This is a genomic window from Sphingomonas sp. Leaf242 (assembly GCF_001422045.1).
Lineage (GTDB): Bacteria > Pseudomonadota > Alphaproteobacteria > Sphingomonadales > Sphingomonadaceae > Sphingomonas.
Genome location: NZ_LMLW01000011.1, coordinates 282,852 through 295,849 on the forward strand (window position 1 = coordinate 282,852; position 12,998 = coordinate 295,849).

The window sequence follows — 12,998 nt, forward strand, 5'->3', positions numbered from 1 at the left end:
TGTCTGGCGGGCGGCAGCTCTCTACTCGGCCTGCGCATGGAAAACTTCGCCGCCCCCGCCCGCCCGATCGTCGCGCGGATGACCGAGGCCGCCGCCGCCGAGCCCGCGCGCGCGGTCGCGTTCCAGGGAGCGCCGGGCGCGAACAGCCATGTTGCCGCGGTCGAGGCTTTCCCCGACGGCCTGCCCCTGCCCTGTTTCGATTTCTCCGACGCGATCGACGCGGTGAAGGACGGCCGCGCCGACTGCGCGATCATCCCGATCGAGAATTCACTGCACGGTCGCGTCGCCGACATCCACTTCCTGCTCCCCGAATCGGGTCTGGTCATCACCGGCGAGCATTTCCTGCCGATCCGCCATGCGCTGATGGGCGCAGGGCCGCGCGACGGTATCCGTCAGGCGATGAGCCATCCACAGGCGCTCGGGCAGTGCCGACACTGGCTGAAGGCGCACGGGATCGAGCCGGTGAGCTATCCCGACACCGCGGGGGCCGCCGCCAAGGTCGCCGAGCTGGGAGATCCGGCAATCGCCGCGCTCGCGCCACCTGCTGCGGCCGGGCTGTACGGGTTGGAGTTGCTCGCGACCGACATCGCCGACGCGGACCACAACACGACTCGGTTCGTGGTGCTTGCGCGCGGCAGCAAGCCGCCCGCGGCGCAAGAGCCGGCCGGTGGCGAATGGATGACGACGCTGATCTTCGAGGTGCGGAACGTCCCTGCCGCGCTCTACAAGGCGGTCGGCGGGTTCGCGACCAACGGCGTGAACATCACCAAGCTGGAGAGCTATCAGCGCAACGGCAGTTTCTCCGCGACGGAGTTCTATGCGGACGTAGTGGGCAAGCCGGGCGACGCGAACCTCGACCACGCGCTGGAGGAACTGGGGTTCCATTCGAAATGGCTGCGGGTGCTGGGGACGTATCGGCAGGCGCGGTCGCGGGGGTAGCCACCATCACCGTCGCCGTCGCCGTCGCCGTCGCCGTCATCCTGACGAAAGTCAGGATCCAGAGCCATAGAGCGCCGCCTTTGTTACCCTGGATCCTGACTTTCGTCAGGATGACGGACGGTTAGCGTCGGTTTTAGTACCACTTAGTTCGCCGCGGGTAGTCTCAACCGCACTAGCAAGCCACCAAGGTCCTCGCTCTCCTCAAGCGCAACCGTCCCCTCGTAGATCTCCGCCACGTCCCGCACGATCGCCAACCCAAGCCCCGTCCCCGGCTTCCCCGTATCCAGCCGCACGCCGCGATCGAAGATTCGCACCCGCTCCTCCTCAGGAATACCGACGCCGTCGTCCTCGACCAGGAACTCGACGAATCCCGCCTGCGCGCCAACCGTCACGAACACGCTGCCGCCGCCGTACTTCGCGGCGTTCTCGATCAGGTTGCCGAGCATCTCGTCGAGATCCTGCCGCTCGACATGCACCTGCAACCCGCGCGGTCCGGTCACGTCGATCCGCACATGGCGGTACAGCCGCCCGACCGCACGCTCGACCGACTCCAGGCTCGGCCATACCTCGGCACGGCTGTGCGCGGACCCGCGACGCCCGACAGCCCGCGCCCGCGCGAGGTGATGGTCGACCTGCCGCCGCATCGTCCGAGCCTCGCGGATGACCGTGTCGGCCAGGTCGTCCGACTGCGCCGTCGCCGCGTTCATGATCACCGTCAGCGGCGTCTTGAGCGCGTGCGCCAAGTTGCCGGCATGCCGCCGCGCCTCCTCCGCCTGGCGTTCGTTATGCTCGATCAGCGCGTTCAGTTCCTCGACCATCGGCGCGACCTCGACCGGCATCGCCCTCGACACGCGGTTCGCTTGCCCCGCACGCATCCGCGCGATCTCCTCGCGCACCCGCCGCAATGGCCAGAGACCGTAGAACGTCTGCAGCGCCGCCAGTACGATCAACCCGAGCCCGAGCAAGGCGAAGCTGCGGACGAGCGTGCGCCGCAAGGTGGTGATCTGCGCATTGAGCCCGTCGCGGCTCTGCGCGACCTGGAACCGCCAATGCACCTTCGAACCCGGGATGACCGCGTCGCGCTCGACGATCCGCAGCTGCTCGTCGGGGAATTGCGAGCTGTCGTAGAAATGCGCGTTGCGGTCGTCATGCGTCCCGCCGAACGCCAGATGCCGGTCCCAGAGCGACCGCGACGGAAAATCTTCGTGTCCCTTGCCCGACACCTGCCAGTACAGACCCGAATAGGGTTCGACGAAACGCTGATCGGCGGCGGCGTCGCGGGTGAAGATCACCTCGCCGTCGGGCCCGATCTCGGACGAGTTCAGCAGCGAGCGCAGGACATATTCGAGCTGGTCGTCGAAGTTGCGCGTCACCGCCGCCGACAGCACCCTATCAAGCGCGAACCCGCCGCCGCTGAGCAGCACGCCGATCCATACCGCCGCAATCAGGATCATGCGCCGCGACAGCGACCCCTTCACCGCCGCCGGCACGCGGATCGGCGTGTCGGTCTTGAGTGGGTCTGTCGGCGGCGCGGTATCCATCGTCAGCCGATCAGGCGGCCGGATCTTCGAGGCTGTAGCCGAGGCCGCGGATCGTCGTGATCACGTCCTGGCCGAGCTTCTTGCGGATGCGCGTCACGAACACCTCGATCGTGTTCGAATCGCGATCGAAATCCTGGTCGTAGATGTGCTCGATCAGCTCGGTCCGGCTGACGACCTTGCCCTTGTGATGGAGCAGGTAGCTGAGCAGCTTGTATTCCTGCGCGGTTAGCTTCACCGGCTCGCCGGCGCGCGTGACCTTGCCGCTGCGCGTGTCGAGGCGGATGTCGCCCGCGGTCAGCTCGGACGACGCATTGCCCGACGCACGGCGGATCAGCGCCCGCAGACGCGCGATCAGCTCTTCGCTCTGGAACGGTTTCGCCACATAGTCGTCGGCGCCCGCATCGAGCCCAGCGACCTTGTCGGACCAGCTGTCGCGCGCGGTCAGCACCAGCACGGGCATCGTCTTGCCTTCCTTGCGCCAGCGATCGAGCACCGTCAGCCCGTCGATCTCCGGCAGGCCGAGATCGAGCACGACTGCGTCGTAATTCTCGGTCGAGCCGAGGAAATGCCCTTCTTCGCCATCGACTGCTAAGTCGATCGCATAGCCGGCTCCTTCCAGGGTGTTCTTCAGTTGCTGGCCGAGATTCGGCTCGTCCTCGACGATCAGAACGCGCATGATAGTCCTCTCGATTAAGGGGTCAGCGACCGGTGCGGCCGACGATCTGGCCACTCCGGCCATCGACGTCGACCCAGATGACGGTTCCATCGCGCAGGAATTTCAGCGTGTAAATGGCGCTGCCCGAATCATAGTCGGAACCGAGATACTGCGCGCCCTTCATCGTCGGGATCACGCGTCCCTCGATTTCCCGCAGCGACAGCCCGCCGGTCTTGCGCGCCTGGAACGCGGACATCTGGTCGCTACGGCGCTGGTCCGCGCCCGCCATCATCGGCGCGGCAGCCATCAGTAACGGCGCCGAGGCCAGGGTCGCAAGGAGGAGCAACATCTTCATGGCCGTGGCATAGCGGCCCGGCATTGAACAGCCAGTGAATGGCCCCGCGCAAGGTACTGACGCAGGTTAGCATGACGGTGTAACTTGCCTGCATCACCCGTCGCCCCTACGTGGCGCGAACATGGCAGCACCAATCTTAGCATTCGAAGGCCTCGGGCTCGTCCAGGGCTCGGGATGGCTCTTTCGCAATCTCGACATCCATATCGGACCGCGCGACCGGCTCGCGCTGATCGGCCGCAACGGCGCCGGCAAGACGACCTTGCTCAAACTGCTGGGCGGCAGCGTCCAGGCGGACGAGGGACGCAGGACGATCGTCCCCGGCACCCGCGTCGTGATCCTCGAGCAGGAGCCCGACCTGCGCGGCTTCGCGACTTTGCGCGATTACGTGATGGCAGGCGACGATGCGCCGGTGAACTACGAGGCAGATTCGATCGCGGATCAGCTCGGCATCGACCTGTCGCGCGAGGCGGCTTCGGCGTCGGGCGGCGAGCGGCGTCGCGCGGCGATCGTCCGCGCGCTGTCGCAGGACCCCGACGTGCTGCTGCTCGACGAGCCGACCAACCATCTCGACATCGGCGCGATCGAATGGATCGAGGATTGGCTCAAGCGTTTCCGCGGCGCGTTCGTCGTGATCAGCCATGACCGTACCTTCCTGACGCGACTGACCAAGCAGACGCTGTGGCTCGATCGCGGCGCGATCCGGCGTGCCGAGATCGGTTTCGGCGGATTCGAGGCCTGGACCGAGCAGGTCTATGCCGAGGAACAGCGCCAGGCCGAGAAGCTCGATGCGCGGCTCAAGCTGGAGGAGCATTGGCTGCTCCGCGGCGTCACCGGGCGTAGGAAGCGCAACCAGGGGCGTCTCACCAAGCTGCACGAGATGCGCGCCGAACGCGCCTCGATGATCGGGCCGCAGGGCTCGGCCAACCTGACGACCGCGAGCGACGACACCAAGTCGAAGGTCGTGATCGACGCGAAGAACGTCACCAAGGTCTACGGCGACCGCACGATCATCGGCGACTTGACGTTGAGGGTGACTCGCGGCGACCGCATCGGCATCGTCGGCCGCAACGGCGCGGGAAAGTCGACGCTGCTGAAGCTGCTGACCGGCGAGATCCAGCCCGATAGCGGTACGATCAAGCTGGCACAGACGCTCGATGCGGTCGTGATCGACCAGCAGCGCAGCCTGATGGCACCCGAGAAGACGGTCCGCGAAGTCGTCGTCGACGGCGGCGAGTGGATCGACGTGCTCGGCGTTCGGAAGCACATCCACGGCTATCTGAAGGACTTCCTGTTCGACCCGAACATGGTCGACGCGAAGATTGGCTCGCTGTCGGGTGGCGAACGGTCACGGCTGCTGCTGGCGCGCGAGTTCGCCAAGCCGTCGAACCTGCTCGTGCTCGACGAGCCGACCAACGATCTCGATCTCGAGACGCTCGATTTGTTGCAGGAGGTGATCGGCGATTACGACGGCACCGTGCTGATCGTCAGCCATGACCGCGACTTCCTCGACCGGACCGTGACGATCACGCTTGGGCTTGATGGCTCGGGCACCGTGGATGTCGTTGCAGGCGGCTACGAGGATTGGGAAAAGCGCCGCGTCTCGACGACCACCGGCAAGCGTGCGTCGAAGAAGGTCGCGGCGACCGCTCCGGCGGTGGCCGCCCCCCGCGCGAAACTGACGTACAAGGATCAGCGCGATTACGAGTTGTTGCCGAAGCGGATCGAGGAACTCGACAAGCAAATGGCGGCCGATGCGGTCAAGCTGGCCAAGCCTGATTTGTATATGCGCGACCATGCGACGTTCGCGAAGCTGACCAAGGCGATCGAAGTGGCGCGCGCCGAGAAGGAGGCCGCCGAACTGCGCTGGCTCGAATTGGCGGAACAGGTCGAGGGCGGCAGCTAGGTCAAAGGCTGCGGCCGGCCTGGCCCGCCAGGTCGACGACGAACTGCCACGCGACGCGGCCGGATCGACTGCCGCGGCGCGTGGCCCATCCGATCGCATCCGCGGGCTCGAACGCGAGATCGTGCGCCGCCGCATAGCCGGCCACGATCGCCAGATACCCGTCCTGATCGAGCGCGTGGAAGCCGAGGCTCAGCCCGAAGCGATCCGACAACGCCAGATGATCGTCCGCCGAATCGCGCGGGTTGATCGCGCTTTCCTGTTCGGCAATGTCGCGAGGGGCGAGATGCCGGCGGTTCGCCGTCACCAACAGGCGGACGTTGTGCGGCCGCGGCTCGCTGCCCCCTTCGAGCATCGAACGCAGCGCGCGCGCCTCGGCCGGCACGTCGAAGCCGAGATCGTCAACGAACACCGCGAACGCGCGTTGCACCCCGGCAAGCGTGGCGAACAGCATCGGCAGGCCAGTCAGGTCGGAGACTTCGACAAGCGCGAGATCGCCCGACCCAGCCTGGCCCGCCTCAGCCTGAATCGCGGCGACCGCGCTCTTGACCAGCGCCGACTTGCCGGTGCCGCGCGCGCCCCACAGCAGGACGTCCTGCGCAGCATGTCCGCTGGCGAGACGGCGAAGGTTGCCGAGCAAGGCGGCCTTCTGGCGGTCGATCCCGACCAGCCTGTCGAGCGGCAGCGGCGCAAAGCCCCGCACCGGGACCAGGGCGCCGCCCCGCCAGACATAAGCGGGGTGCGCGCGCGGATCGGCGACGGGCGGCGGCGGTGGCGAGAGGCGCTCCAACGCGGCGGCGATACGGTCCAGCGGGTCGATCATGTGCCGCTATTGGCCGCACGAAACGTTGGAGACAAGCCGTCACCCGGGCCGGCGCTCACCCGAGCTGGCGAAGATGTCCGGCAATCGCGGCATCGGCCGGCGCAAGCTGCGTCGCCTTGACCAGCAACTGGCGGGCGCCGACCAGATCGCCGTTCGCGGCGAGTGCTACGCCGTAGGCATCACCGGCCGCCGCACGCATCGGCGACAGCGCATAGGCGGCGCGGCCATAGCGGACCGCGATCGCGCCGTCGTCGCTGCCCGCATAGGCCAGCGCCAGATCGGCGAGGACGCCGCCGTCCTGGTTGCCGACGCGCGCGCGGACGCTTTCGAGCGTCTCGATCGCGCGGTCCCATTCGCCCGACGCCACCTGGCGATGACCGAGCATCCGCGCGCCCACAAGGCTTTGCGGGTTCTGCGACAGGTACAGGACGAGCGCCGTCGCGGAGTCCTGCACGCGGCCAGCACGAGCAAGCGCATCGACCAGACGCAGCATCGTCGGCTCGTCGAACGACAGATCGGCGGCCTGCGCGTAGGCGCGCGCCGCGTCTGCATAACGTCCTGCCGCCGCTAGCGAATCGCCGAGCGCAAGCTGCGTCGCGGGCGCGCCGGGCGTCGCGACAACGCGCGCGACGGGACGACCCGCCAGAGCGATCGGCGGGGACGATACCGGCGCCGCGGCCGCGAGATCGAGAAACACCGCCGCGCCTTTCCGGTCGCCAGCCGCCTCAAGCGCGCGTGCGATCAGGGTGAGCGAATAGCTGTCGGCGTCGGGACGGGCAGCGATCGGTTGCAGGACAGCGATCGCGCCACTGGCATTCCCCGCGCGAAGCAACGCGAGACCCAGCAACTGGCGCGCGACGACGTTGGACGGCTGCATCTGCACGAGTTTGCGCCAATGCCCCGCCGCTTGCGCGAACCGCCCTTGCGCATAGTCCAGATCCCCTCTGAGCAAGAGCGTGCCGGGCACATCGTCGACCGCGCCATCGGTCTTTTCCAGCAGCGCTTGGGCGAGCGGAGTCCGCCCGGCGCGCGCGGCGAGCACCGCCTGGAGATACAATGCGTTCGGGTCACCGGGACGTGCGAGCAGCGCGCGGCGGGTGGCGGCGAGCATGTCGACGTTGCGCCCCGCATCGCCGAGCGTCGCGGCATAGTCGATCAGCGCCGGCGGGTAATAGGCATCGCGCTGCAACGCCGCCTCGAACCAGGGCAGCGCCGCGACGAGGCCGTAGCGACTGCGGACGACCTCGCCCTGGAGCATCAACGCCGCCGGCCTGCGCCGGTCCAGCGATACCGCATTCGTCGCCGCGATCGTCGCACCGCCGACGTCGCCGCCGGACAGGGACAAACGGCCGAGATCGGTCCAGGCCGCCGCATCGGTCGGCGCGCGCGCGAGCAGTGCCCGGAGAACCGCCACCGCGTCACCGGGATGTCCCTGCGCGGCAAGCGCGCGTGCCCGAACGCGCGTGGCGTACCCCGCATAGCGCGGTTGCGCCTTCGCCGCTTCCGCGATCGCGCCGGCGGGATCGCCGCGCAACAGGCGGGCATGCGCCGAAAGCTGGTGCAGGCGATCCGCAGGAAATCCAGCGGCGATCGCCGCGGCAAGTTCGGTTTCCGCCGCGACCCCGTCGTCCAGCTCGAGAAATGCACGTGCCAGGACGGCATGTGCGATCGCAAGATTCGGGTCCGCGGCGATCGCCTTCTGCGCATTGGTCCGCGCCGCGCTGTAATTGCCGGCATCGAGCGTCTTCAGGCTGTCGGCGAGCAACTGACCGGCGGTCGGCGGCGATGGTCGCATCGCCGTCGCAAGGCCGATCAGCACGACCACGCAGCACAGCAAGCCGATCGCCAATACGCGTGCGCGGTTGCCTGCAAACGCCTTGAGCATCCGCAATCGGCGTTTGCGGCGACGCCGACGCAACAGCGGATAGATCGACTCAGCCATGCAGGTCGTAGCTTTTCAGCAGGTCGTACAGCGTCGGCCGACTGATCCCGAGCAACCGCGAGGCGCTCGAGATATTGCCATCGGCGCGGGCGAGCGCCTGGCGGATCGCCTTGCGGTCGGCCTGCTCGCGCGCGCTTCGCAGATTGAGCGCCGCGGCCTCATCGCCTTTGCCGTCGAGATCGAGGTCGGTGGCGGTGACGAGCTTGCCGTCGGCCATGATGACCGCGCGCTTGATCCGGTTCTCGAGTTCGCGAACGTTGCCGGGCCAGCCCCAGGCGTCGATCGCAGCGCGTGCGTCAGGAGCAAGGCCAGTGACGACGGGGTTCATCGCCTTGGCGTAGCGCGTGACGAAATGTCGTGCGAGCAATACCGCGTCGCCGGTCCGTTCGGCGAGAGGCGGTATCCGCACGACGATCTCGGCGAGCCGGTAATACAGGTCCTCGCGAAACCGTCCCGCGGCGACCATCGCGTCGACGTTCTGGTGCGTCGCGCAGACGATCCGGGTGTCCACCGGAATTGCTTTGCGCCCGCCGACGCGCTCGATGACGCGCTCCTGCAGGAACCGCAGCAGCTTCACCTGCAGCGTGAGCGGCACGTCGCCGATCTCGTCGAGGAACAGCGTGCCGCCGGCGGCCTGTTCGATCTTGCCTTCGGTGGTCTTGACGGCGCCGGTGAACGCACCCTTTTCGTGACCGAACAATTCGCTTTCGAGCAGCGTCTCGGGGATCGCCGCGCAGTTGATCGCGACGAAATTGCCGCGCGACCGGGGGGACGCGTCGTGCAGCCCGCGCGCAAGCAGTTCCTTGCCGGTCCCACTCGCCCCGAGCAGCATCACCGACACGTTGGCGGGGGCGACTCGCTCCAGCGTCCGCGTGACCACCGCCATCTCGGGCGACGCGGCGAGCAGGCCGCCAAAACCGCCGGGACCGATCCGCGCGGCCAGCCGACGGTTCTCGGCCTCCAGCGCATGAACATGGAACGCGCGGCTGACGATCAGGCCGAGCGCGTCGATATCGATCGGCTTCGCGTAGAAATCCCACGCGCCGTCGGCAATCGCCTGAAGCGCACTTTCGCGCGCGCCGTGACCCGACGCGACGATGACCTTGGTATCGGGCTTCATCGCGAGGATGTCGCGCAACGTCGCGAAGCCTTCGGTGACTCCATCGGGATCGGGCGGCAGGCCGAGGTCGAGCGTCACCACCGCGGGCTCATGCGCGCGGATCGCGTCGAGCGCCTGCGCCCGGTCGCTGGCGACGACGATCTCATACCCCTCATACGCCCAGCGTAGCTGACGTTGCAGGCCGGCATCGTCCTCGACGATCAGCAGCACGGGCAAGGGCGTAGCGCCGCGCGAAGTCCGGTCGTCGCTCATGCCGCTGCCTCAAGCCTGTCGGCGACGCGAAGCAGGACGCGGAACCGAGTCCCCTCGCCTTTGCGGCTGGTGACCTCGAGCGTGCCGCCCATCGCGTGGACGAGCTGACGGGCCTCGAACGCGCCGATCCCGAACCCGGCCGGCTTGGACGAGACGAACGGACGGAACAGGTGATCGCGAACGAACCCGGGCGTCATGCCGCAACCGCGATCGACGACATCGATCGCGACGTGATCGCCGATGGTTTCGACCGACAGCAGGACGGCGTCCGCCGCGCCACTCGCCTCGATCGCGTTCTGGACGAGGTGACCGAGCACCTGTTCGAGGCGTGCGACATGACCCAGTGCGCACGCAGCGACCGTACGCGCGGCGATCGGGTGTTGCGCGCGGCGACCGGCGACGACCCGATCGACGATCGCGCCGACGTCGATCGGCTGGAGCGGTTCGTTGCGGACCGGGCCATGCTGCGACAGGCGGGCGAGAAGCGCGTTCATACGATCGGACGAATCCTTGAGCGTGGCGACCATGTCGACGCGGAACGCGGGATTGTCGGCATGCCGCTCGGCATTGCGCGCGACCAGCGTCAATTGGCTGACGAGGTTCTTGATGTCGTGGAGAATGAACGCGAAGCGGCGGTTGAACTCGTCGAACCGCGCTGCGTCGGCCAATGCCGCATGCGCGCGGTCCTCCGCGAGATAGCTTGCCGCCTGCCGCCCGGCGACACGCAACAGGTCGAAATCCTCCCAGTCGAGCGCGCGATCGACCGGCGGCCGCGCGAGCACGATCGCGCCGACCAGCGCGCCGCCGTGGACCAATGGCACGATCGCCCACGCTTCCGGACATGCGCGGATCCAGTCGGGAACGCTCGCCGCCTCGTCCGCGGAACAGGTTCCGGCGCGGACGCCGTCCAACTCGACGATCCGTGCGTCCTCCGACAGATAGCGTGCCAGCGACGCGTCGGGCGGGCCGTCGGAACCTGCGGTCCAGTTCCACCCCGTGCCCATGACGAGTGCGGCGTTATCGGGCACCAGCAACAGGCCGCCGGGCGAATCGGTCAGGTCGGCGATCGATTTCACGACCCGGGTCTCGAGCGACTCCGCATCGGCGCCGGGCTTGCCGAGCGTGTCGGTGAATCGTTGCCACTCGGCACGATAATCATAGCGGTGTCGAAAGAGATGCTTGGCGACCTTCACCTTGGTCCAGGCGCGCAGCCACGGCGTCCAGATCAGCGCGAGCAGCGCGGCGGTCGCGCCGAATACGATCGCGGTCTGGACGATCCGCAGCGAGCCACCGGCATAGCTAGCCGCGATACTGGTCGCGAGCGCGGTGGCGCCAGCGTACAGGACGAGCGCGATCGCGGACAAGGCCCGGACGGCGATCGGTCGCGACAGCGCCAGCGTCCAGTCGCCACGCCGGTGGACCGCGATGGCGAGCAGTACCGCGACGCCAGCCATCGCCACGCCGCGGAGGATAATCAGGCCGGTCGACCAGTCTCCCTGAACATAGCGCGCGGCAAACAGCAGGAGGTCGACACCCCACATCGCCGCCACCGCCAGCATCACGAGCCGGACGCCGCCGCGCGATGCCGGGGCCGCCTGATACACATGGTGCACCAGTACCAGCGCGCTGACCGCCGCCATCATCCGGAACACGAGCCGCGCCGACTCCAGCGCGACCATCGCATCGGCGTCGACCGGCGCCAGCTGCACCACCGCGAGCACCGCGCTGCCGCCGGCGATGATCATCACCACGCCGTACACCGCGCCGAGCGAGACGCTGCCGACGCGATCGTGCCGGACCAGCGCCATCATGAACAGCAGCCACGCGATATTGCGGACGCTTTCGGCGATCCGCGTCGCGACGTCGCGCGCATCGATCCCCGCCACCGCCAACGCCCACAGGCTGGTCGCGAACAGCGCGGCGACGAACGCACGATGCGCCCAGCGTCCGAGCCCCCAGTTCGCACCCTGCCCGCCGCGCAATTGCGCAAGGCCCAGCGTACCGAACAGCAACGCGGTCAGCGCGTGCGCCCACAGGATCAGCGCGCCGCTCACGATCTGCTCATCAGGGCACTCATCGCGCGCCGGTCGGCCACAGCACCACGCGCAAGGTCTGCAACAGGATCAGCATGTCGAGGAACGGCGAATAATTCTTCGCGTAATACAGGTCGTATTCGAGCTTGTGCCGGGCATCCTCGATCGACGCACCGTACGGGTAATTGATCTGCGCCCAGCCGGTGATGCCGGGCTTCACCATATGGCGCTCGGCGTAGAACGGCAGCTGCTCCTCGAGCTGTTCGACGAACTGCGGCCGTTCGGGACGCGGGCCGACGAAGCTCATCTCGCCCTTGAGCACGGTCCAGGTCTGCGGCAGTTCGTCGATCCGCACCTTTCGGATGAACCGGCCGATTCGGGTGATCCTTGGATCGTCCTCCGCCGCCCAGACCGCGGTGCCCGCGACCTCGGCATCCTGGCGCATCGACCGCAGCTTCAGGATGTCGAATCCCTCGTTGTACAGCCCGACACGGCGCTGGCGATAGAACGCAGGTCCCTTGGATTCGAGCTTGATCGCGACCGCGGTCAGCAGGATCACGGGCAGTGTCAGCAGCAGCAGCAGCCCGCTCGCGAAAATGTCGAAGGCGCGCTTGAAGACGCTCGACAGCATCCGGCTCGAGGCGAAGCCGTCGGAGAATATCAGCCAGGACGGATTGACGCTCTTGAGGTCGATCCGTCCCGTCTCGCGTTCGAGAAAGGTCGAGATCTCGCTGACCTGGACGCCGGTGGTGCGGACCCGCAGCAAATCCTTCATCGGCAGCGCGTTGCGGCGTTCGTCGAGCGCGAGCACGACCTCGCTCGCGTTGCGATCGACGATATGCGCCGACAGATTGGGAATTTCCGCGCGTGGCCTGGCCTTGCCGATCACCTGATTGGGCTCGCCCATCGCGACGAAATCGGCGACGATAAAGTTGATGCCCGGCTGTTCGGACAGCTGAAGGATCCGCGCGGCGCGGGCACCGGCACCGAGCACGACGATCCGACGCTTGAAGGTATCGCCCCCCAGCGTCTTGCCGAGCAGCGCGCGGACCGTGACGAGCAGCACCGTCGCGATGATCGTCGAATAGAGCAGATTCGACCGCCAGAAGCTCAGCGCGGGCACGAGGAAGAAGATGAACGACAGCGCGATCACGCCGAGCGCCAGCGCCACCGCAAGCCGGGCGGCGGCGAACCGCAGCGACAGGAACGACGCCACCCCGTACGCGCCGACCGCGACCAGCGACACCTGAAGCGCGATCGCGAAGGTCAGCAACTGCGCGATCCGCGTATGGATCGGCGCGACCGCCATGCCGATCTGATGCGCGCGAACGACCCAGCCGATCTCCGCGGAGGCGATCAGCAGGGCAAGATCGACCAGTCCGAGCAGCAGCACGGCATGCGGCACATAGTGTTTGAAGAGCCGTATCATCGCACGCTA

At 67.6% G+C, this 12,998-nt stretch carries 10 protein-coding genes; 2 read left to right on the plus strand and 8 right to left on the minus strand.

Annotated elements, in window-relative coordinates:
* The first annotated feature begins 36 nt into the window (after positions 1-36).
* On the plus strand, positions 37-939 hold the full coding sequence (locus ASF09_RS17180) for a prephenate dehydratase (RefSeq protein WP_060527300.1): 903 nt from the start codon (positions 37-39) through the stop codon (positions 937-939).
* A gap of 143 nt (positions 940-1,082) precedes the next feature.
* On the opposite strand, the gene ASF09_RS17185 is transcribed toward ASF09_RS17180, so the two are convergent.
* The 3 genes from ASF09_RS17185 to ASF09_RS17195 all read right to left on the minus strand — a co-directional run bounded on the left by ASF09_RS17185 (position 1,083) and on the right by ASF09_RS17195 (position 3,490).
* On the minus strand, positions 1,083-2,393 hold the full coding sequence (locus ASF09_RS17185; protein ID WP_056055981.1) for a sensor histidine kinase: 1,311 nt from the start codon (positions 2,391-2,393) through the stop codon (positions 1,083-1,085).
* A 97-nt stretch (positions 2,394-2,490) separates the two neighbouring features.
* Positions 2,491-3,156, minus strand: a complete 666-nt coding sequence (locus tag ASF09_RS17190; protein ID WP_056054968.1) for a response regulator transcription factor — start codon at positions 3,154-3,156, stop codon at positions 2,491-2,493.
* Between the two features lie 22 nt (positions 3,157-3,178).
* Positions 3,179-3,490, minus strand: coding sequence for a hypothetical protein (locus ASF09_RS17195; protein ID WP_060527357.1), 312 nt, complete (start codon positions 3,488-3,490; stop codon positions 3,179-3,181).
* 121 nt (positions 3,491-3,611) lie between these two features.
* Between ASF09_RS17195 and ASF09_RS17200 the strand changes: the two genes are divergently transcribed.
* A complete protein-coding gene (locus tag ASF09_RS17200) occupies positions 3,612-5,393 on the plus strand; it encodes an ABC-F family ATP-binding cassette domain-containing protein (protein WP_060527301.1) in 1,782 nt (593 codons plus the stop codon).
* 1 nt (position 5,394) lies between these two features.
* Here the strand turns inward: ASF09_RS17200 and ASF09_RS17205 are convergent, their stop codons facing one another.
* Genes ASF09_RS17205 through ASF09_RS17225 form a run of 5 tightly spaced genes read right to left on the minus strand, consistent with a single transcriptional unit; the run spans position 5,395 to position 12,989 of the window.
* Positions 5,395-6,213, minus strand: coding sequence for an ATP-binding protein (locus ASF09_RS17205; protein ID WP_060527302.1), 819 nt, complete (start codon positions 6,211-6,213; stop codon positions 5,395-5,397).
* A gap of 55 nt (positions 6,214-6,268) precedes the next feature.
* Positions 6,269-8,155, minus strand: coding sequence for a tetratricopeptide repeat protein (locus ASF09_RS17210; protein WP_060527303.1), 1,887 nt, complete (start codon positions 8,153-8,155; stop codon positions 6,269-6,271).
* On the minus strand, positions 8,148-9,527 hold the full coding sequence (gene prsR / locus ASF09_RS17215; RefSeq protein ID WP_060527304.1) for a PEP-CTERM-box response regulator transcription factor: 1,380 nt from the start codon (positions 9,525-9,527) through the stop codon (positions 8,148-8,150). Before prsR ends, ASF09_RS17210 begins: the two co-directional genes overlap by 8 nt.
* Entirely contained in the window at positions 9,524-11,581 is a 2,058-nt protein-coding gene (prsK, locus tag ASF09_RS17220) for an XrtA/PEP-CTERM system histidine kinase PrsK (protein WP_082444376.1), read from the minus strand. Before prsK ends, prsR begins: the two co-directional genes overlap by 4 nt.
* Before the next feature lie 19 nt (positions 11,582-11,600).
* A complete protein-coding gene (locus tag ASF09_RS17225; RefSeq protein ID WP_060527306.1) occupies positions 11,601-12,989 on the minus strand; it encodes a TIGR03013 family XrtA/PEP-CTERM system glycosyltransferase in 1,389 nt (462 codons plus the stop codon).
* Positions 12,990-12,998: the final 9 nt, after the last annotated feature.

Coding starts and splice junctions, on each gene's coding strand:
- ASF09_RS17180 (WP_060527300.1), top strand. CDS start 37: ATGGAAAACTTCGCCGCCCCCGCCCGCCCGATCGTCGCGCGGATGACC.
- ASF09_RS17185 (WP_056055981.1), bottom strand. CDS start 2,393: ATGATCCTGATTGCGGCGGTATGGATCGGCGTGCTGCTCAGCGGCGGC.
- ASF09_RS17190 (WP_056054968.1), bottom strand. CDS start 3,156: ATGCGCGTTCTGATCGTCGAGGACGAGCCGAATCTCGGCCAGCAACTG.
- ASF09_RS17195 (WP_060527357.1), bottom strand. CDS start 3,490: ATGAAGATGTTGCTCCTCCTTGCGACCCTGGCCTCGGCGCCGTTACTG.
- ASF09_RS17200 (WP_060527301.1), top strand. CDS start 3,612: ATGGCAGCACCAATCTTAGCATTCGAAGGCCTCGGGCTCGTCCAGGGC.
- ASF09_RS17205 (WP_060527302.1), bottom strand. CDS start 6,213: ATGATCGACCCGCTGGACCGTATCGCCGCCGCGTTGGAGCGCCTCTCG.
- ASF09_RS17210 (WP_060527303.1), bottom strand. CDS start 8,155: ATGGCTGAGTCGATCTATCCGCTGTTGCGTCGGCGTCGCCGCAAACGC.
- prsR (WP_060527304.1), bottom strand. CDS start 9,527: ATGAGCGACGACCGGACTTCGCGCGGCGCTACGCCCTTGCCCGTGCTG.
- ASF09_RS17225 (WP_060527306.1), bottom strand. CDS start 12,989: ATGATACGGCTCTTCAAACACTATGTGCCGCATGCCGTGCTGCTGCTC.